At 73.0% G+C, this 18,821-nt stretch carries 18 protein-coding genes and 1 tRNA gene; 15 read left to right on the top strand and 4 right to left on the bottom strand.

Annotation, left to right across the window (positions count from 1 at the left end; all coding sequences use genetic code 11):
* Positions 1–22 precede the first annotated feature (22 nt).
* Positions 23–910 (top strand): DMT family transporter, encoded by an 888-nt coding sequence (locus tag J2S59_RS00430; RefSeq protein ID WP_306824704.1) that lies wholly within the window; start codon positions 23–25, stop codon positions 908–910.
* Entirely contained in the window at positions 907–1,992 is a 1,086-nt protein-coding gene (locus J2S59_RS00425; RefSeq protein WP_181641462.1) for an alpha/beta hydrolase, read from the top strand. The genes J2S59_RS00430 and J2S59_RS00425 overlap by 4 nt, the downstream gene beginning before the upstream one ends.
* On the opposite strand, the gene J2S59_RS00420 is transcribed toward J2S59_RS00425, so the two are convergent.
* A complete protein-coding gene (locus tag J2S59_RS00420) occupies positions 1,911–2,249 on the bottom strand; it encodes an antibiotic biosynthesis monooxygenase family protein (protein ID WP_068116745.1) in 339 nt (112 codons plus the stop codon). The genes J2S59_RS00425 and J2S59_RS00420 overlap by 82 nt on opposite strands.
* Positions 2,250–2,275: 26 nt before the next feature.
* Entirely contained in the window at positions 2,276–3,910 is a 1,635-nt protein-coding gene (locus J2S59_RS00415) for a dolichyl-phosphate-mannose--protein mannosyltransferase (RefSeq protein WP_068116743.1), read from the bottom strand.
* A gap of 66 nt (positions 3,911–3,976) precedes the next feature.
* Here J2S59_RS00415 and rsmI point away from each other — a divergent pair, with 66 nt between their 5' ends.
* From rsmI to J2S59_RS00385, 6 genes are all read left to right on the top strand, one after another.
* The gene (gene rsmI, locus J2S59_RS00410) at positions 3,977–4,795 is read left to right on the top strand and encodes a 16S rRNA (cytidine(1402)-2'-O)-methyltransferase (protein WP_068116740.1); all 819 of its coding nucleotides are present in this window, start codon (positions 3,977–3,979) and stop codon (positions 4,793–4,795) included.
* The gene (locus J2S59_RS00405; protein ID WP_068116739.1) at positions 4,792–5,658 is read left to right on the top strand and encodes a TatD family hydrolase; all 867 of its coding nucleotides are present in this window, start codon (positions 4,792–4,794) and stop codon (positions 5,656–5,658) included. Before rsmI ends, J2S59_RS00405 begins: the two co-directional genes overlap by 4 nt.
* A 237-nt stretch (positions 5,659–5,895) precedes the next feature.
* Positions 5,896–7,056, top strand: a complete 1,161-nt coding sequence (locus J2S59_RS00400; RefSeq protein ID WP_281366685.1) for a resuscitation-promoting factor — start codon at positions 5,896–5,898, stop codon at positions 7,054–7,056.
* A gap of 56 nt (positions 7,057–7,112) precedes the next feature.
* Positions 7,113–7,931 carry a 16S rRNA (adenine(1518)-N(6)/adenine(1519)-N(6))-dimethyltransferase RsmA gene (gene rsmA, locus J2S59_RS00395; protein WP_246360070.1) on the top strand — a complete coding sequence of 273 codons (819 nt, stop codon included), beginning with the start codon at positions 7,113–7,115 and terminating at the stop codon, positions 7,929–7,931.
* Entirely contained in the window at positions 7,928–8,902 is a 975-nt protein-coding gene (locus J2S59_RS00390; protein WP_068116737.1) for a 4-(cytidine 5'-diphospho)-2-C-methyl-D-erythritol kinase, read from the top strand. The genes rsmA and J2S59_RS00390 overlap by 4 nt, the downstream gene beginning before the upstream one ends.
* Complete coding sequence (locus J2S59_RS00385) at positions 8,899–10,692, top strand: ABC-F family ATP-binding cassette domain-containing protein (protein ID WP_068116736.1); 1,794 nt, start codon at positions 8,899–8,901, stop codon at positions 10,690–10,692. Before J2S59_RS00390 ends, J2S59_RS00385 begins: the two co-directional genes overlap by 4 nt.
* Positions 10,693–10,713: 21 nt before the next feature.
* Here J2S59_RS00385 and J2S59_RS00380 read toward each other — a convergent pair whose 3' ends face one another.
* Both J2S59_RS00380 and J2S59_RS00375 read right to left on the bottom strand, forming a co-directional pair.
* On the bottom strand, positions 10,714–11,205 hold the full coding sequence (locus J2S59_RS00380) for a MarR family winged helix-turn-helix transcriptional regulator (protein ID WP_068116733.1): 492 nt from the start codon (positions 11,203–11,205) through the stop codon (positions 10,714–10,716).
* A 9-nt stretch (positions 11,206–11,214) separates the two neighbouring features.
* Positions 11,215–12,525: an esterase/lipase family protein gene (locus J2S59_RS00375; RefSeq protein ID WP_181641461.1), complete on the bottom strand. Its 1,311-nt coding sequence runs from the start codon at positions 12,523–12,525 to the stop codon at positions 11,215–11,217.
* Positions 12,526–12,599: 74 nt separating this feature from the next.
* On the opposite strand from J2S59_RS00375, the gene J2S59_RS00370 reads away from it, so the two are divergent.
* The 7 genes from J2S59_RS00370 (at position 12,600) to J2S59_RS00340 (ending at position 18,782) form a co-directional block, all read left to right on the top strand.
* A tRNA-Gln gene (locus J2S59_RS00370) sits at positions 12,600–12,678 on the top strand.
* A gap of 46 nt (positions 12,679–12,724) precedes the next feature.
* A complete protein-coding gene (locus J2S59_RS00365; RefSeq protein WP_068116730.1) occupies positions 12,725–13,492 on the top strand; it encodes an SDR family NAD(P)-dependent oxidoreductase in 768 nt (255 codons plus the stop codon).
* Positions 13,493–13,617: 125 nt separating this feature from the next.
* Positions 13,618–14,178, top strand: coding sequence for an ArsR/SmtB family transcription factor (locus tag J2S59_RS00360; protein ID WP_068116729.1), 561 nt, complete (start codon positions 13,618–13,620; stop codon positions 14,176–14,178).
* The gene (locus tag J2S59_RS00355; protein WP_068116727.1) at positions 14,175–15,416 is read left to right on the top strand and encodes an MFS transporter; all 1,242 of its coding nucleotides are present in this window, start codon (positions 14,175–14,177) and stop codon (positions 15,414–15,416) included. The genes J2S59_RS00360 and J2S59_RS00355 overlap by 4 nt, the downstream gene beginning before the upstream one ends.
* Positions 15,413–16,888 carry a bifunctional UDP-N-acetylglucosamine diphosphorylase/glucosamine-1-phosphate N-acetyltransferase GlmU gene (gene glmU, locus J2S59_RS00350; protein ID WP_306824703.1) on the top strand — a complete coding sequence of 492 codons (1,476 nt, stop codon included), beginning with the start codon at positions 15,413–15,415 and terminating at the stop codon, positions 16,886–16,888. The genes J2S59_RS00355 and glmU overlap by 4 nt, the downstream gene beginning before the upstream one ends.
* A 62-nt stretch (positions 16,889–16,950) precedes the next feature.
* The gene (locus tag J2S59_RS00345; protein ID WP_442417831.1) at positions 16,951–17,931 is read left to right on the top strand and encodes a ribose-phosphate diphosphokinase; all 981 of its coding nucleotides are present in this window, start codon (positions 16,951–16,953) and stop codon (positions 17,929–17,931) included.
* A 221-nt stretch (positions 17,932–18,152) separates the two neighbouring features.
* Positions 18,153–18,782 carry a 50S ribosomal protein L25/general stress protein Ctc gene (locus tag J2S59_RS00340; protein ID WP_068118631.1) on the top strand — a complete coding sequence of 210 codons (630 nt, stop codon included), beginning with the start codon at positions 18,153–18,155 and terminating at the stop codon, positions 18,780–18,782.
* The last annotated feature ends 39 nt before the right edge of the window (positions 18,783–18,821 follow it).

The following is an 18,821-nucleotide window of genomic DNA, read 5'->3' as shown; positions in this document are numbered from 1 at the left end:
CGCGTTCTGCGACCATGCACCGGTGCGTGCGGTCGTGTGGGTCCTGGTGGCCGCGGTCTGCTTCGGCACGACCGGCACGGCGCAGGCGCTCGGACCCGAGGCGGATGCGACGGCCCTCGGTGCCGCGCGGATCGCGCTCGGCGGGTGCGCTCTCGGCCTGATCGCGCTCCTCGGTGCCCGCCGCCGACCCGTGCGGCTCGACCGCGCCACCGTGGCGCTCGTCCTCGTCGGAGGTGCCGGAGTGCTGGCCTACCAGCCGGCGTTCTTCGCCGGCACCGGAGCGAACGGGGTCGCGGTCGGCACGGTGGTCGCGCTCGGCTCGGCACCGGTGCTCACCGGCGTCCTCGGCTGGGTTCTCACGAGGCGTCGCCCGGGCGGGGTGTGGTGGGTCGCGACCGCCTGCGCGCTGGTCGGCGTCGGCGTGCTCGGCCTCGCCGACGGCACGGACGGCGCCCTCTCCGTCCCCGGTCTCGTGGCTTCGGTCGGCGCCGGTGCGGCGTACGCCGTCTACACCTTGGCGGGCAAGGGGCTGCTCGACCGCGGCTGGACGTCGGTGACCACGATGGGCGCGACCTTCGGCCTCGCCGGTCTCGGGGGCCTGGTGCTGCTCGCCGGCGTCGACCGGGAGGGACTGGGCTCCGGCGCCGGACTCCTCACGATCGCCTGGCTCGGGCTGGTGACGGTCACCGTCGCGTACCTGTTCTTCGGCGCCGGGCTGGCGGTCCTGCCTGCGGCGACGGTCGCAACGCTGACCCTCGCCGAGCCCGTGACCGCGACGCTCCTGGGCATCGTCGTCCTCGACGAGCGGCTCTCGGGACAGGCCGCGGCCGGCGTCGGCGTGCTCGCCCTCGGCATCGTCGTCCTGGTCCTCGGGTCACGGTCGGCGCGCGTCGCTAGGGTGCGGTCGTGAGCACGACGGCACCCTGGCACCCCGACATCCTCGACGGCTACGAGAGCCGCACCCTGCACCTGGGCACCGACCCGGACGGCGAGGGTGAGGTCGAGGCCACCCTCGTACGCCGTCCGGTGGGCGCAGACGAGCAGGTGAGCGGCGCCGTGCTCTACGTCCACGGCTTCTGCGACTACTTCTTCCAGCGCGACATGGCCGACTTCTACGCGGCGCGGGGCTATGCGTTCTATGCGCTCGACCTGCGCAAGTGCGGGCGTTCGCGCCGCCCCGGACAGACCGCGCACTACGTCTCCGACCTCGCGTTCTATGACGCCGAGCTCGACCGCGCGCTGGAGATCGTGCACGCCGAGACCGGCCAGCGCGTGCTGGTCTCCGCGCACTCCACCGGTGGTCTGGTGGTCGCGCTGTGGTCGCACCGGCGCCACCTCGCGGCGCTCGAGGCGGGGCAGCGGTGGGACAGCCACGTGTCGGGGCTCGTGCTGAACTCGCCGTGGTTCGACCTGCAGGGCAGCGCCATGCTGCGCACCGTCGGCACCCAGGTCGTCCGGGCGATGGCGAAGGCGAAGCCGCTCGACGAGCTGAAGCTCCCCGCGGGCGACGCCTACGGCACCAGCCTGCACGTGAGCGGGAGCGGGGAGTGGGACTACGACCTGCGGTTCAAGCCGGTCGAGAGCTTCCCGGTCACCTACGGCTGGCTCAACGCCGTACGCCGCGGGCACGCGCGCCTGCACCGGGGACTCGACGTCGGCGTGCCGTCGTTGGTCCTGCGCTCCGACGCCACGAAGTTCGCGCGCCGCTACTCACCCGACGTCGACGTGGTGGACATGGTCCTCGACGTCGCCCACATCGCGCGCTGGTCGGGCTGCCTCGGCAACGCCGTCACGGCGCTGCCGGTGCCCGGCGCGCGTCACGACGTGTTCTTGTCCAAGCAGCCGGCGCGGGACGCGGCCTACGCCGCCGTCGACCGGTGGCTGCACCAGTGGGTGCGCCCGGGCGAGGCTCAGGCGGAGCTGTCGGAGCTGTCGGGGCTGTCGGGGCTGTCGGGGCGCACGTCGAGCACCACGTCGAACTCCAGCAGCTGAGCACCGCTGGCGACCGGCTTCTGGTCGCCGGCGTGCGCGGCGCGGGCGTCGCCGTCGCGCCAGGCGACGAAGGACTCCTCGTCGGCCCAGTGGGTGACGACGAAGTAGCGCTCCTCGCCCGCGGTGGGCCGCAGCAGCTGGAAGCCCAGGAAGCCGGGCGAACCCTCGACCGCCCCGGCGCGGGCGGCGAACCGCTTCTCCAGCTCGGGGCCGGCCTGCGGCGGGACGGAGATGGCGTTGATCTTCACGACGGACATGGCGCCCACCCTAGGTTCACCGGTCCTCAGATCCACTCGCGGAACCAGATCCGCTGCAGCCACTGCGCGGTCGTGAGCAGCCCGTCGGTGTAGACCGGCCAGAACCACGCGAAGTTCAGCGCCACGAGCACGACGAAGGTCCCGGCCGCCACCGCACCCGTACGCCGCCGCCGGGGCGTGGCGTCCGGTGGGCCGAGGACCCGGCCGAGCAGCAGGGTCACTGCGAGGACGATGAACGGCAGGAAGGCGGTGGCGTAGAAGAGGAAGATCGGCCGGTCGTCGTAGCGGAACCACGGCAGCCAGCTCGACAGCACGCCGACCACCGCGACGCCGTAGCGCCAGTCGCGGCGGGCGACCCACGCGATGGCGGCATATACGAGTGCGACCACGCCGCCCCACCACAACAGCGGCGTGCCGAGCAGCAGGATCTGGCGCAGGCAGTCGCTGCCCTCGACCGCTGTGCAGCCCTGCTCGCCGGGCGGGATGTCGAGCTGGGCGTCGACCCCGACGGGCCGGTTGAGGATCAGCCAGCCACGCGGGTCGGACTGGTAGGTGTGCTCGGACTCGTTGAGGAACTGCGTGTGGAAGGTGAACACGTCGCGGTGATAGAGCGCGAGCGAGCGCAGGGACTGCACCGTCTCGCCGAGGACCGTGTCGGGCTCGGTGTCGACGTAGTCGCCCCAGGGGGCGCCGTACTGCGTGTCGGAGAGGTGCTGCTCGTAGGCCTCGGCGTTGACCAGCCAGCCGGTCCAGGTCGCGACGTAGACGACGAGCGCCACGCCCACCAGCGAGACGAACGCGGGGATGCCGTCGGCCACCGCCGAGCGCACGACCGGCCAGCGCACGCCGATCTCGCGGCGCAGCCCGGCGTCCCAGGCCCAGGTCAGCAGCCCGAACGCCGCGAGCGGGAAGAGGGCCGTCCACTTGCAGCCGATCGCGAGCCCGAACATCACGCCGGCAGCGATCCGCCAGGGGCGCAGCAGCAAGGGACGCACCGGTCCCCAGCCGTGCTCGACGAGGGTGTCCAGGGGCACCAGCCGGGCCATGCGGGCGCGCGCCCGGTCGCGGTCGGCGACCAGGCAGCTGACACCCGCGAGGAGGAAGAGGGCGAGGAAGATATCGAGCAGCGCCAGCCGCGACATCACGAAGTGCAGCCCGTCGACCATGAGCAGGGTGCCGGCGGTCAGCCCCAGCAGGGTGGACCCGGTCAGCCGGCGGGTCAGCCGGACGAGGACCAGCACGAGCAGCGCTCCCGCCACCGCGCTCGCCACCCGCCACCCGAACGGCGTGACCCCGAAGACCTCCTGGCCCAGCCCGATGAGCCACTTGCCGACCTCGGGGTGGACGGTCATCGACGGGGTCTCGCGGAAGACGTCGAGGTCGCCGGCGAGGACCGACTCGTTGGCACCCGTGACGAACTCGCGGACGTAGCCGTGCTGCCACAGCGACCAGCCGTCCTTGGCGTAGTAGGTCTCGTCGAAGAGGAAGTCCGCGGGGTAGCCGAGCCGCCACAGCCGCATCACGAGCGCGAGGATCGCGAGCCCGATCGCCGACGGCCAGCCCGACCCGGCGAGTGCCAACCGCCGGGCGCGCTGCCAGGTGCGTGCGCCCCGACCCGGCGGCCGTGCGGCGGGCGCCGAGGTCGAGACGGTCGTGGTCACGGGCGTCAGCGTAGGCAACGCGAGGCAACGCAGGGCGGCTCACGGCGCGGATGCCACACTGGCGCCGTGCTCGTCCTCGCTGCCACCCCGATCGGTCACGTCGGTGACGCGCCGCCGCGGCTGGCCGAGGAGCTCACCCGCGCCGACGTCATCGCGGCCGAGGACACCCGGCGGCTCAAGCGGCTGCTGGCCGACCTCGGCATCACCCCGACCGGTCGCGTCGTGTCCTACTTCGAGGGCAACGAGGCAGCACGGACCCCGCAGCTCGCCGACGCCCTCGCGGCGGGCGAGCGGGTCGTGCTGGTCACCGACGCCGGCATGCCGAGCGTCTCCGACCCGGGCTATCGGCTGGTCACGGCTGCGCTGGCTCGCGACGTCGCGGTCACCGCCGTGCCGGGCCCGTCGGCCGTGCTCACGGCCCTGGCCGTCTCGGGCCTGCCGGTGGACCGGTTCTGCTTCGAGGGGTTCTTGCCGCGCAAGGCGGGGGAGCGGGCCCGGCGCCTCGCGACGCTGGCCGACGAGCAGCGCACGATGGTCTTCTTCGAGGCGCCGCACCGCACGGCCGTCGCACTCGCCGCGATGGCCGAGGCGTTCGGTGCCGAGCGGCCGGCCGCCGTCTGCCGGGAGCTGACGAAGACCCACGAGGAGGTGCGCCGCGGCCCGCTCGCCGAGCTCGTCGCGTGGGCCGAGGACGGGGTGCGCGGCGAGGTGACCGTGGTGGTCGCCGGCGCCGTGGCGAGCACCGAGGCCGCCGACCCCGAGACCCTGCGCGCCGAGGTCACCGCGCTCGAGGCCACCGGCGTACGCCGCAAGGACGCGGCCGCCGCGGTGGCGCAACGTCACGGTCTGCCCAAGCGGGAGGTCTACGAGCTGATGCACCGATGAGCCGCAACCCCGAGCGTCCCCCCGCACCGGAGCCCCTGCCGGTCCCGGTGGTCGACAACCACTGCCACCTCGACATCGCCGCCGGCTTCGACGGTGGGCTGCCCGTCGAGCAGGCGCTCGCCGAGGCGGCGGGCGTCGGCGTGCCGCGGATCGTGCAGATCGGCTGCGACCTCCCGGGCGCGCGCTTCGCCGTCGAGGCCGCACGCACGCACCGCGGGATCGTCGCGGGTGTCGCGCTGCACCCCAACGAGGCGCCCGTGCTGGCCGCCCGCGGGGAGCTCGAGGCTGCGTACGCCGAGATCGAGCGCCTCGCCGCCGACCCGGTCGTGCGCGCGGTGGGGGAGACCGGGCTCGACTACTACCGCACCGGCGAGGACGGCCGCGCTGCCCAGCACGAGTCGTTCCGCTGGCACGTCGACCTGGCCAAGCGGCTCGACAAGACGCTGGTCATCCACGACCGCGACAGCCACGACGACATCGTGCGCGTCCTCGACGAGGTCGGCGCTCCCGACCGGTGGGTGATGCACTGCTTCAGCGGCGACGCCGACTTCGCCCGGGCGTGCCTCGACCGCGGCGCGCACCTCTCCTTCGCCGGGACGGTGACGTTCAAGAACGCCGTGCCCGTCCAGGAGGCGTTGCGGACCACCCCGCTCGACCGGGTCCTGGTGGAGACCGACGCGCCGTTCCTGACCCCCATGCCCTACCGCGGACGGGTGAACGCGTCGTACCTCGTCCCGGTGACGGTGCGGGCGATGGCGCAGATGCGCGGCGACGACCTCGAGCTGCTCTGCGCCGCGATCGCGGCCAACACCGACCGCGCGTTCGGCGGCACCTGGGACTCCTGGGACCAGAGCGACGCCTGAGACGCAAGAGGTGAGCTGGGTCACGCGACGTAACTCAGGTCTCGCCTCCGTGGGCGCGTTCGGCTTGGTGGAGCGTGACCTCCCCGTTATCGTCGTGCAGGTTGTCGGCCGGGAGCGGGGAAGCAATCGGTCGGTGCCCCTGGTGAGCTCGGCGCGTGCGCCGTGGTCACCGGTGTGCCCTGCGGGGTGCGGGGCGCCGGTCTCCCGTGGCCCGGAGAGCACTACGTTCGGAGAATCGTGCGACTTCCCATCGCCGAGCTCAGCACCCGTCTCACCAAGAGCCGCAAGGTCCTCGTGTCGCTGGCTGTCGCCGTCGCGGTCGCCCTCGTGGGCACCACGGTCGGGTACTCAGCCATGACGAAGACCGTCACCCTGTCCCTCGACGGCAAGGCCGTCGAGGTGCGCACGCTCGGCGGCACCGTCGAGCAGATCCTCGCCGACGAGGGTGTCGAGGTCGGACCACGTGACGTGGTCGCGCCCGCGCCCAGCAGCGAGGTCAACGACGGGTCCCAGATCTCGGTGCGCTTCGCCCGCCAGCTCGACATCACCGTCGACGGCGAGGAGCGCACCTACTGGACGACGGCGACCGACGTCGTCTCCGCGCTCGACCAGCTCGGTCTGCGCCACGAGAACGCCGCCCTGTCGGTCAGCCGCAGCGCCACCGTCGGCCGCGACGGGCTCGCCCTCGAGCTGATCACGCCGCGCACCGTCCGGATCAAGGTCGGCGCTCAGGCGCTCGAGAAGCACAACCTCCCCGTCCTGACCGTGGGCGACCTGCTCACCGAGCTCGAGATCGAGCTCGGCGAGCACGACGTCGTGAAGCCCGGCCTGAAGCAGGAGCTGAGCCAGGGCGACAAGGTCGTCATCACCCGGGTCAAGGTGCGCACCGAGGAGGTCGCCGGCGAGACCATCAGCCGCGACACCGTGGAGCAGCGCGACGGCTCGATGCTGCGCGGCGAGACCGAGGTGGTCCGCGAGGGCCGTGACGGTCTGCGTGACGTGACCTACCGGCTGGTCTTCCACAACGGCAAGCTCCAGACCCGACGCGTCGTCGACACCACGGTCCGGCGCGAGCCGGTCGACAAGGTCGTCAAGGTGGGCACCAAGGAGCCGCCCGCGCCCCCTGCCGCGCCGGCCAACTTCGCCGGTGGCAACTCGGTGTGGGACCAGCTCGCGCAGTGCGAGTCCGGCGGCAACTGGGCGATCAACACCGGCAACGGCTACTACGGCGGTCTGCAGTTCAGCCTGAGCACCTGGCGTGCGTACGGCGGACCGGGCTACCCGCACGAGCAGAGCCGCGAGACCCAGATCGCGATCGCGACGAAGCTCCGCGACGCCAACGGTGGCAGTTACGGCTCGTGGCCGTCCTGCGCGAGCAAGCTGGGTCTGCCGCGCTGACCGACCGCACGCAGCCTCCCGCGTCCGCCGGGCCGAGACTTCTCGGCCCGGCGGATGTGCGTTCGCTGGCCGCCGAGCTCGACCTGCGTCCCACGAAGCAGCGGGGGCAGAACTTCGTCATCGACCCCAACACCGTGCGCCGGATCGTGCGCGACGCGGGGCTCCGCGCCGACGACGTGGTCCTCGAGGTCGGCCCCGGTCTCGGCTCGTTGACCCTCGCGCTGCTCGAGACCGTCGCACAGGTCGTCGCCATCGAGATCGACCCCGTCCTCGCTGCGCGGCTGCCCGCCACGATCGCCGCGCACGCACCGGACCAGGCGGCCGGGTTCCGGGTCATCGAGGCCGACGCCATGAGCATCGAGGCCCTGCCCGACCCGCAGCCCACCGCGCTCGTGGCCAACCTGCCCTACAACGTGTCCGTGCCCGTGCTGCTGCACCTGATGGCGCTGCTGCCGACGGTCGAACGCGGCCTGGTGATGGTGCAGGCCGAGGTCGCCGACCGGCTCGTCGCGGGTCCCGGTTCGCGGACGTACGGCGTCCCGTCGGTCAAGGCGGCGTGGTACGCCGACGTGCGCCGCGCCGGCGCGGTGGGACGCAACGTCTTCTGGCCCGCGCCCAATGTGGACTCGGGTCTGGTGGCCTGGACCCGGCGCGAGCCCCCGGAGACCACCGCGACCCGCGAGCAGGTCTTCGCGGTCGTCGACGCGGCCTTCGCCCAGCGGCGCAAGATGCTGCGGGCCGCGCTGCGACCCCTGCTCGGCTCGGCCGAGGAGGCGGAGGCGACACTTCGTCGTGCGGGGATCGACCCGCAGGTGCGCGGCGAGCAGCTGCGCGTCACCGACTTCGCCCGGATCGCCGAGGAGCTGCACCGATGAGGAGCGCCGGTTCGCCCGCGCCGCGCGCCGTGCGCGTCCAGGCACCCGCCAAGATCAACCTGCGCCTCGGCGTCGGTCCCGTCCGCGACGACGGCTACCACCCGCTCGGCACCGTCTACTTCGCCCTCGACTGGCGCGACGCGGTCACCGCGCGTCTCGCCGAGCCGGGGGAGGAGTGGTCGGTGGAGGTGACCACCTCCGTGCCCGAGCGGGTCGACCTCTCCGGCGTGCCGACCGATGCCGACAACCTCGCGGTCCGCGCGGCACAACTGGTAGCGGCGCGCTCCCGGGTCCCCGCGTCCGCCGTGCCGCCCGTCGCGCTGAGCATCGACAAGCAGATCCCCGTCGCCGGCGGGTTGGCGGGTGGCAGCGCGGATGCGGCGGCGACGCTGGTGGCCTGCAACCACCTGTGGGATCTCGGCATGCCCGCCCTCGAGCTGTCCGCGCTCGCGGCCGAGCTGGGCAGCGACGTGCCGTTCGCACTCCTCGGAGAGACAGCGCTCGGGGAGGGACACGGGGAGCAGGTCACGATGATGATCGCCACCGGCGAGTTCTGGTGGGTGGTCCTCGCCGACCCCGTGGGACTCTCGACCCCCGCGGTCTACGCCGCCTTCGACACCTTGGTCGCTGACGGCTACTTCACTCCGGTCGGCACGGAGGTCCCCGACGGGTTGGCCGCTGCGCTCCACGATGGCGACGCCGCGGCACTGGCGCCGTACCTCGCCAACGACCTGACGATCCCCGCGATCTCCCTGCGACCTGAGCTGGCTGAGCGGTTGGCGGCGGGTGCCGCGGCCGGGGCCTTGGCGCCGCTGTTGTCCGGGTCTGGCCCGACGTGTCTGTTCCTATGTGGGTCACGGGCTCACGCTGAGGCCGTCGTGCGCGTGCTCGCCGACCGCGGGCTGCCCGGCGCCCTGGTCTGCTCGGGCCCGACCCCTGGCGCCCTCGACTCCGTGGAGGAGCTGGCATGAGCCGTCCCGCAGCCAACCTGATCAACCTCGAGCGCGTCCACAAGTCCTACGGCGTCCGTCCGCTGCTGGACGGGGTGAGTCTCGGAGTCGGTGCGGAGGACCGGATCGGCATCGTCGGGCGCAACGGCGACGGCAAGACGACGCTGCTCGACCTGCTGGCCGGACGCGAGGAGCCCGACGACGGGCGGATCTCCCGCTCGCGCGACCTGCACCTGGGCTACCTGGCGCAGCACGATGACCTCACCGAGGACGACACCGTCCGCGAGGCGGTGCTCGGGGGGCGTGCCGACCACGAGTGGGCCGCCGACGCCACCACGCGCGAGCTGGTCGAGGTCCTGCTCGCCGGTCTCCCGCTCGAGCGCGGCATCGCCGGACTCTCCGGTGGGGAGCGCCGGCGCTGCTCGCTGGCCCGGCTGCTGCTGGAGGACCACGACCTGCTGATCCTCGACGAGCCCACCAACCACCTCGACGTCGAGGCCGTCGCCTGGTTGGCCGACCACCTGCGTCGGCGTACGGCGGCCCTGGTGGTCGTCACCCACGACCGGTGGTTCCTCGACGAGGTCTGCACCACCACCTGGGAGGTCCACGACGGCGTCGTCGACTCCTACGACGGGGGGTACGCCGCCTTCGTGCTGGCCAAGGCCGAGCGCCAGCGGCAGGCGTCGGCCAGTGAGGCGCGTCGGCAGAACCTCGTCCGCAAGGAGCTGGCGTGGCTGCGGCGCGGTGCGCCCGCGCGCACGGCCAAGCCGAAGTTCCGCATCGAGGCGGCGACCGAGCTGATCAGCGACGTGCCGCCGCCGCGGGACCGCCTCGAGCTGCAGCGCTTCGCGGTGCAGCGGCTCGGCAAGGACGTCATCGATCTCGAGGACGCCGACCTCACCCGCGGCGACCGGACCCTGTTGCGCCATGCGACCTGGCGGCTCGGCCCGGGTGACCGGGTCGGCCTGGTCGGGGTCAACGGCGCGGGCAAGACGTCGGTCCTGCGCCTGCTTGCCGGCGACATCAAGCCCGACGTCGGTCGCGTCCGCCGCGGTCGCACGGTGGCGCTGGCCCATCTCAGCCAGGCGCTCGACGAGGTCGACGAGACCCAGCGGGTGCTCGACTCGGTGCAGGCGATCCGGCAGGTCACCAAGACCGCGGACGGCGAGATCACGGCCTCGTCCCTGCTCGAGCGCTTCGGCTTCACCGGCGATCGGCTCGTCACGCGCATCGGCGACCTGTCGGGCGGGGAGCGTCGGCGCCTGCAGCTGCTGCGGCTGCTCCTGGACGAGCCGAACGTGCTGCTGCTCGACGAGCCCACCAACGACCTCGACATCGAGACCCTCAACGTCCTCGAGGACTTCCTCGACGGGTGGCCCGGCACCCTCGTCGTCGTGTCCCACGACCGGTACTTCCTCGAGCGCGTCACCGACTCGGTCTGGGCGTTGATGGGCGACGGGCAGGTGGTGATGCTGCCGCGCGGCGTCGACGAGTACCTCGAGCGGCGATCGCGCACGGTCCGTTCGGCGATCCACTCGGGTGGCGCGGCGGCTGGTTCGTCGGGCGGTTCGTCAGGTGGTTCCTCGGAGCTCAACCCCGCCGAGCAGCGCGAGCTGCGCAAGACCATGGAGCGGCTCGAGCGCCAGATCGCCAAGATCGACAAGCAGGTCAGCGCGCTCGAGAGCCAGATGGTCGAGGCCGCCAGCGATCACGAGCGCCTCGCGGCGCTCGACGCCGAGCTCCGCGCCGCCATCACGGTCAAGGAGCAGCGCGAGGAGGAGTGGCTCGAGGTCGCCGAGCGGCTGGGCTGAACCATGGTGGCCCGGGGCGGGTCAGGCCTCGAGCGGCACCATCAGCGCGCGCAGGGTCGCTGCCAGCGCGTCGCGCTCCGCCGGCGTGATGCCGGTGAGCAGCTGCTGCTCGCGGGCGAGCAGGGAGGCGAAGGCACCGTCGACGGCGTCCTTGCCGGCGGGGGTCAGCCGCACGAGCACGCCGCGCCGGTCGCGCGGGTCGGGGGAGCGCTCGACCAGGCCCCGCTCGGCCAGACGGTCGACGCGGTTCGTCATGGTCCCGCTGGTCACGAGCGTCTCGCGGATCAGCCGGCCGGGGGAGAGCTCGTAGGGCGCGCCCGCCCGCCGCAGCGCCGCCAGCACGTCGAACTCCCAGCCGTCGAGGCCGTGCTCGGCGAACGCCGCCTTGCGCGCCCGCCCCAGCAGCACGCTGAGCCGGTCGATGCGGCTGAAGACCTCCAGCGGCGCCAGGTCCAGGTCGGCGCGCTCGCGGCCCCATGCCTGGACCAGGAGGTCGACCTCGTCGTGCGCCATGCCGCGATGCTAGCGCGTCGAGATTCTTGACATCGAGACATTCGCGGTCGCCCGGGGCACGCGCAGGACGCGCTCGGTGACCCAGCGCGCGAACCCGTCGGGCCGCCCCTGCAGGCGCACCCGGGCCGCGCCGCCCGGGGGGACGGGCACGCGCACCGTGGTCGTTCCCCGCGCCACCCGGTGAACCCGGTGCCGTCCGCCGACCGACACCCGCACGGCGCCGGGGGCCTGGACGACGAGCCGGAGCACCGCGGCGCGCGGGCCGCGGCGTACGTCCACCGAACGCACGACCCGGCCGCGCTCGCGCAGGTCGGTGCACCCCGGCCGGAGGAAGCAGCGCACGCGCGGCTCGCTGGCGGTCTCGGGCCGCTCCCGGGTCAACATGGTCGGCAACGACAGCGCGAAGCCGAGCAGGTCGACGCCGGCGAAGACGGGCAGCAGGCACGTGCTCGCCGGCACGCGGGTACGCCGGGCGGGTCCGGGGTGGCGCAGCGCGTCGCGGACCAGCGCGTGTGCCACCGCGTCGCCGGCCATGAGGACGTGGTCGGTGTCGGGGACGGGCGAGCGCCGGCCCGGGCAGACGTCCTGGATCTGCACCTGGGTGGCGCCAGGCTGGTGGTTCGCCGCCGGCTGCGGGGTGATGGTGGCGTCTGCGAGCGTCCCGACGGTGGTGTAGTCGGGTCCCGCGGGCAGGGGGCGGCGGGCGAGCAGTCGCAGCAGGCGCGAGCCGGCCGCGATCTGGTGGAATGCCGGTGAGCAGCCGTCGCGACAGTCGTCGCGGATCGCCGCCGACCCTGCGTCGTACACCCCGGACAGCCCGATCACGTCGTCCAGGCGTGCGGCGAGGTCCGGCCAGACGCGGACGACGAAGAACGCGTGGAAGGCGCCCTGGCTCTGGCCCACCAGCGAGATCTTGCGGCCCTTCGCGCGACGCGACACGGCACGGACCGCGTGCGCGACGATCTCCGCCGAGCGTTGCACGTCACCGAGCGACTGCTGCGGGAGGTCGACCGTGCAGACGGCATGACCGGCGCGACGCAGGTCCGGCACGTAGGTCGCACCCCAGTTCTCCTGCGCGGTGACGCCGGTGCCGTGCACCAGCACCACCGGGGTCGCCTGCGACGTCGCCGGGTCGCCGGCGCATGCCAGGGCTGCACGACGCTCGGCAGCCGGCACGGTGTAGGCCGGGCCGGGTGCGGCACCGGCCGGGGGCGGCGCGGCGCCGAGCGCAGTCAGGAGGGTTGCCAGGAGGGTCGTGAGGGCTGTCGTGGCCACCAGCAGGCGGTGGGCGCGCGTGCCGACACTCACGCGGGAGGGCATGCGCGGCATGATGCCACGCGCCGACGCGCCGGGCTCTTGCGTACGCTGTGGCCCACGTGCGCCACGGCGCGCGATCCCCGGTTGGTCTGTCGGCAGGGCCCGCCTGACTTTGAATCAGGATTAGCGACGTAGGTTCGACTCCTACCCGGGGAGCCGTCGAACGGCCCCGGTCGCGGGGCTGCTCCGCTACGGTGCGGCCATGTCACACCAGCCGTTCGCAGGCAAGGCCGCCATGGTCACGGGCGCGTCATCGGGCCTCGGCGCCGCGGTCGTCCGGCGGCTTGCCGCAGGGGGAGCGCGGGTGTACGCCGCGTCGCGCGACCAGGAACGGCTCGCGGCCGTCGCCCGCGACGCTGCGGACCTCCCGGGCGAGGTGCGGTTCGGTCCGCTCGACGTCGCGGAGCCCGCGTCCTGTCGGGCCGCCGTCGCGGCGGCGGTCGAGGAGTTCGGCGGTCTGGACGTGCTCGTCAACAACGCGGGGCGCCACGACTTCCGCCGGACCACGGAGGTCACCGACGACCAGTGGGCCCACGACATCGCCCTCAACCTCGGTGGCGTGTTCGCCTGCTCGCAGGCCGCGATCCCGCACCTGCTCGAGGCAGCGGGCGGCGCAGGCAACATCGTGAACGTCGCGTCCGTGGCAGGCGTCATGGGCGAGGCCTACTCGGCGGCGTACACCGCCGCCAAGCACGGGGTCGTCGGGCTGACGAAGGCGCTCGCCGTGGAGTATCTGCGCGAGCCGCTGCGGGTGAACTGCGTGTGCCCCGGCGGGATGGACACCCCGCAGGTGCACTCCATCGAGGTCCCGGACGGGGCGGACTGGGACCTGATCATGCGGGTCTCCGCCGCGCGGGGGTTCATGAGCGCCGAGTCCGTCGCGGCGGCCGTGTGCTTCCTGGCCAGCGACGACGCCGCGGCGATCCACGGCAGCGTGCAGCTGGTCGACCAGGGTCACCTGGCGGGCTGACGCGGCTCGACCGGCGGCCAGTCCCTCAGGCGGGCCGGCGCTCGCGTCGCTCCGCCGACTCTCTGGGAAGAGTCAATCATCAAGAAGTCTTGCTAAAGACATCTTGATCATCGTAAGGTCGCGTCATGACCGAGGCACCGATCACCGATCCGATCCGGATGCGGGCGCTCGCCCACCCCCTGCGCCTGCAGCTCATGGACGTCCTGGCCGAGCTGGGCGAGGCGACCGCGACCGAGTGCGCCGCGCGGGTGGGGGAGTCCGTCGCGAGCTGCTCGTTCCACCTGCGCCAGCTGGCGAAGTACGGCTTCGTCGAGCCGGCCGAGCGCCGGGGGCGGGAGCGCCCCTGGCGCCGGACGGCCGACCAGCTCACCACGCGACCCGACCCGGGGGTGCCGGGCTCCCTCGATGCCGCGACCGAGCTCGGCCGGCTGCACCTGCACGACGTCGTACGCCGAGCCGGGGACGCGCTGGCGCGGGTCGACGAAGAGCCTGCGGAGTGGGTGGGTGCGACGACGCTGCGCTCCCACACCGTGCTGGCCACCGCTGACGAGCTCGTGGAGCTCGCCGCAGCGATGGACGCGCTGCTCGCGCCGTACGTCGCCCGTCGCGACGACCCGGACGCAGCGCCCGCCACCGCGCGGCGCGCCCAGGTCGTCGCCCTCATGCACCTGGCGGACGGCCAGTGAGCGCCTCGCGGCCGTCGCTGCTGCGCCGGCACCTGGCGTTCCGCCGGCTCTGGCTGAGCTGGTGCGTGTCCAACGTCGCCGACAGCATGCTGTTCCTCGTCCTCGCCGTCTGGGTCAAGGACCTCACCGGTTCCAACGGCGCGGCGGCGATGACCTTCGTCTGCTTCGGCGCCCCCGCCCTCATCGCCCCGGTGCTGGGCGACATGGTCGACCGGGTCTCGCGGCGCCGGCTGCTCGTCGTGGTCAAGCTCGCGATCGTCCCGGTCCTGCTCGGCCTGCTGGTTGTCCCCGATGCGGTCCTGCTCGTCGCGGTGTACGCCGTGACCGTGGCGTATGGCGCCGTCGGCTACCTGACGGCGGCCGCGCAGGGCGGCCTGGTCCGCGACCTGCTGGACGACGACGACCTCGCCGCCGGCAACGGGTTGCTGAGCACCGTCGACCAGGCGCTGCGCCTGGTCGCCCCGCTGCTCGGCACCGGTCTCTACGCGCTCGCCGGACCCGGGCCGGTCGTCGTGCTCACCGCGTCCTGCTTCGGGGTGGCGGCGTTGATCCTGGCCGGTCTGCGGATGACCGAGACCCCGCCGACGCCGGCCGACGAGCGTGGTGGATACGGCGCCGAGATCGTCGCCGGCGCCGCCCACCTGCGTCGTACGCCGCTGCTGGGGATCACGCTGGTGGCGGTGACCGTGGGGTTCGCGGCGACCGGCCTGCTCAACGCGGTCAGCTTCGCCGTCCTCGAGCATGGGCTGGGCGTCCCGGCCGCCATGATCGGGCTGGTCGTCAGCGTCCAGGGCATCGGTGCCGTGCTGGCGGGGATCACGGTCGCCCGCGCGATCGGCACGTGGCAGGAGAGCGCTGTGGTCCGCGTCGGCCTGCTGCTCCTCGCCGCGGGGACGCTGCCCCTGATGACGCCGTGGCTGCCGGTCGCGCTGGTCGGGCTGGTCGCGATCGGGTTCGGCGGCACGTGGTCGGTCGTCGCGCTGATGACCATGCGCCAGCGACTGACCCCACCGACGCTGCAGGGACGCGTCGGCACGGCCACCAACGTCGCCATCACCGTGCCGCAGACCGCCGTCACGTTGGTCGGCGCGGCCCTGGTCGGCCTGGTCGACCACCGCCTGCTGCTCCTCGTCACCGCGGTGGGGGTGGCGCTCGCAGCGATGCTCACCTGGCGCAGGACGTCCTCTACAGTGACCGGGTTTACCGCTCAGCCGCAGCAGCAGGAGGCAGTCTCGTGAGCAGTGCGTCAGCGCCGTCGGACGACCTGACCGTGATCGTGCTCGCCGCCGGCGGCGGCACGCGCATGCGGTCCAAGACGATGAAGGTGCTCCACCCGATCTGCGGGCGGAGCATGCTCGGGCACGTGCTGCGCGCCGCCCAGGCCGCCGAGCCGCGCAGGCTCGTCGCCGTCATCGGGACGCAGCGCGAGCAGGTGGGACCGCACGTGCTCGAGCTGGTGCCCGACGCGCTGCTCGCCGTGCAGGAGACCCCCGAGGGCACCGGGCACGCCGTCCGGGCCGCCGTCGACGCCGTGGTCGGCGCCGACGGCGACCTGACCGGCACGGTGCTCGTCACCGCCGGCGACACCCCGATGCTCGAGGGCGAGAGTCTGCGCGACTTCGTCGCCGACCACCGCCGCTCCGGCCGCGCGGTCAGCATCCTCACCGGCCGCGTGGCCGACCCCACGGGCTACGGCCGGATCGTCCGCGAGCCCGACGGCAGCGTCGCGGCCATCGTGGAGGAGAAGGAGGCCACCGACTACCAGCGCGAGATCAACGAGATCAACTCCGGGATCCTGGCCTTCGACGCCGCCTTCCTGCGCTCCGCGCTGCCACGGATCAGCAACGACAACGCGAAGGGCGAGTACTACCTCACCGACGCGATCGCGCTTGCGCGCGGCGACGGGTTGCAGGTCGGGGCGTTCCCCGTCGTCGACGTCGCCCAGACCGAGGGCGCCAACGACCGCGCGCAGCTCGCCGACCTGGCGCGCGAGATGAACCAGCGGATCCTGCGCCGGTGGATGCGCGAGGGTGTCACGGTGATCGACCCCCTCACGACCTGGGTCGACGCCGACGTGGTGCTCTCGCCGGACGTCACGATCCTGCCCAACGTGCAGCTGCTCGGCGCGACCATCGTCGGGGAGGACGCCGTGATCGGTCCGGACTCCACGCTGCGCGACGTCGAGGTCGGCCAGGCCGCCCGCGTCGTGCGCACCCACGCCGAGCTCGCCGTGGTCGGGCCGGCCGCGCAGGTCGGGCCCTTCTCCTACCTGCGTCCGGGAACCCGGATCGGCGCGGAGGGCAAGGTCGGCACGTTCGTGGAGACCAAGAACTCCGTGATCGCCGCCGGCGCGAAGGTGCCGCACCTGTCCTACATCGGCGACGCGGAGATCGGCGAGGGCACCAACATCGGGGCCGGCACGATCACCGCCAACTACGACGGCGTCGCCAAGCACCGCACCGTCGTCGGCGCCCACGCGCGCACCGGGTCCAACAACACGTTCGTCGCCCCCGTCACGATCGGTGACGGCGCCGTCACGGGCGCCGGCACGACCGTCCGCACCGACGTCCCGCCGGGCGCTCTGGCCGTCTCGGCCGGCTCCCAGCGCCACCTCGAGGGCTGGGTGCTGCGCAAGCGCGCGGGGACCGCCGCGGCCGACGCGGCGGCCGCTGCGCTCGGGGACGCGGGGTCGACCACGCCGGAGGCGTGAGACGTCTCACGACCGCGGTCGCCGGTTCGCCGTAGGGGCGGCACGGGGTGCACAATCGCGACGTGAGCGGAATGAAGCGGGCCACCGAGAAGAACCTGATGGTGTTCAGCGGCCGGGCGCACCCCAGCCTCGCCGAGGAGGTGGCCGACCAGCTCGGGACGGGGCTCGTGCCCACCTCGGCGTACGAGTTCGCGAACTCCGAGATCTACGTCCGCTTCGAGGAGTCCGTCCGCGGGTGCGACGCCTTCGTGATCCAGAGCCACACGGCGCCGATCAACGAGTGGATCATGGAGCACCTGATCATGGTCGACGCGCTCAAGCGCGCCTCGGCGAAGCGGATCACGGTGGTGCTCCCGTTCTACGGCTACGCCCGCCAGGACAAGAAGCACCGCGGCCGTGAGCCGATCTCCGCCCGGCTGATGGCCGACCTGTTCAAGACCGCCGGCGCCGACCGGCTCATCACCGTCGACCTGCACGCCGACCAGATCCAGGGCTATTTCGACGGCCCCGTCGACCACCTGATGGCGCTGCCGCTGCTCACGCAGTACGTCAAGGAGAAGTACGGCGACCAGCAGCTCACGGTCGTCTCGCCCGACGCCGGCCGGATCAAGGTCGCCGAGCGGTGGGCCGCCAAGCTCGGTGGGAGCCCGCTGGCGTTCATCCACAAGACCCGCGACGTCAACCGGCCCAACGAGTCGGTGGCCAACCGCGTCGTCGGTGAGGTCGAGGGCCGGATGTGCGTCCTGGTCGACGACATGATCGACACCGGCGGCACCATCGTGAAGGCCGCCGACGCCCTCATGGCCGACGGCGCAGCGGGCGTGGTGATCGCCGCGACCCACCCGATCCTGTCCGACCCCGCGGTCGACCGCCTCAAGAACTGCCAGGCGACCGAGGTCATCGTCACCAACACGCTGCCGATCCCCGAGGACCACCTCTTCGACAAGCTGACCTGCCTGTCGATCGCGCCGCTGATCAGCCGCGCCATCCGCGAGGTCTTCGAGGACGGCTCTGTGACCTCGCTGTTCGACGGCCACGCCTGAGCCGAAGAACACACCTCGACCTCGGTAGTCGATTGGTGCTGCCCCCACCGGGGTCGCTAGACTCCCACGGTTGCCTCGGCGAGGGAGTTCCCGCTCCGTGATCGACGCGGTGCCACGGTTGCGCTCCTGCGCGCGCCCGTCGCCCGCTCCGGTCGGGCCCTCCTCGCTGGCAACCACCCGCCAGAAGCTCATTGCATCGACGTACGAGGAGTTGCTCCACCATGACCGACAAGATCACCGCCGAGCTGCGCACCGAGTTCGGCAAGGGGGCCGCCCGGCGCATCCGTCGCGCCGACAAGGTTCCCGCCGTGCTCTACGGTCACGGCGCCGAGCCGCAGCACCTCTCGCTCCCGGGTCACGACACCATGCTCGCCCTCAAGAAGGGCGGCTCCAACGCGCTGCTGACGATCACCATCGAGGGTAAGGACCAGCTGGCGCTCGCCCGCGAGGTCCAGTCCGACCCGATCAAGGGCTTCCTCGAGCACATCGACTTCGTCGCCATCAAGCGCGGCGAGAAGGTCATCGTCGACGTTCCCGTCGTCACCGTCGGTGAGGCCGTCCGCGGCACCGTCGTCACCACGCCGCTCGGCGAGCTGCGCATCGAGGTCGACGCCACCAAGATCCCCGAGTCCATCGAGGTCTCGGTCGAGGACGCCGACGCCGGCTTCCAGGTCAACGCGGGCGAGCTCAACCTGCCCGACGGCGCCGTCCTCTCGGGCATCGAGGACGACGAGGCCGTCGTCATCGTCGCGCACGCCCCGACCGCCGAGCAGCTCGACGCCGAGCTGGAGCAGGCCGAGGCCGACGCCGGCATCGAGCGCGACGAGCCCGAGGTGAGCGAGGCCGAGTGACGCGCGTGGGTCACCCCGCGTGTTGAGCTGGATCCGACG

The sequence above is a fragment of the Nocardioides massiliensis genome (assembly GCF_030811215.1).
GTDB classification, from domain to species: domain Bacteria; phylum Actinomycetota; class Actinomycetes; order Propionibacteriales; family Nocardioidaceae; genus Nocardioides_A; species Nocardioides_A massiliensis.
This window is presented reverse-complemented; position numbering and strand designations above follow the sequence as displayed.

Coding starts and splice junctions, on each gene's coding strand:
- J2S59_RS00360 (WP_068116729.1), top strand. CDS start 13,618: ATGACCGAGGCACCGATCACCGATCCGATCCGGATGCGGGCGCTCGCC.
- J2S59_RS00375 (WP_181641461.1), bottom strand. CDS start 12,525: ATGCCCTCCCGCGTGAGTGTCGGCACGCGCGCCCACCGCCTGCTGGTG.
- J2S59_RS00390 (WP_068116737.1), top strand. CDS start 7,928: ATGAGGAGCGCCGGTTCGCCCGCGCCGCGCGCCGTGCGCGTCCAGGCA.
- J2S59_RS00405 (WP_068116739.1), top strand. CDS start 4,792: ATGAGCCGCAACCCCGAGCGTCCCCCCGCACCGGAGCCCCTGCCGGTC.
- J2S59_RS00380 (WP_068116733.1), bottom strand. CDS start 11,205: ATGGCGCACGACGAGGTCGACCTCCTGGTCCAGGCATGGGGCCGCGAG.
- J2S59_RS00340 (WP_068118631.1), top strand. CDS start 18,153: ATGACCGACAAGATCACCGCCGAGCTGCGCACCGAGTTCGGCAAGGGG.
- J2S59_RS00385 (WP_068116736.1), top strand. CDS start 8,899: ATGAGCCGTCCCGCAGCCAACCTGATCAACCTCGAGCGCGTCCACAAG.
- J2S59_RS00420 (WP_068116745.1), bottom strand. CDS start 2,249: ATGTCCGTCGTGAAGATCAACGCCATCTCCGTCCCGCCGCAGGCCGGC.
- J2S59_RS00365 (WP_068116730.1), top strand. CDS start 12,725: ATGTCACACCAGCCGTTCGCAGGCAAGGCCGCCATGGTCACGGGCGCG.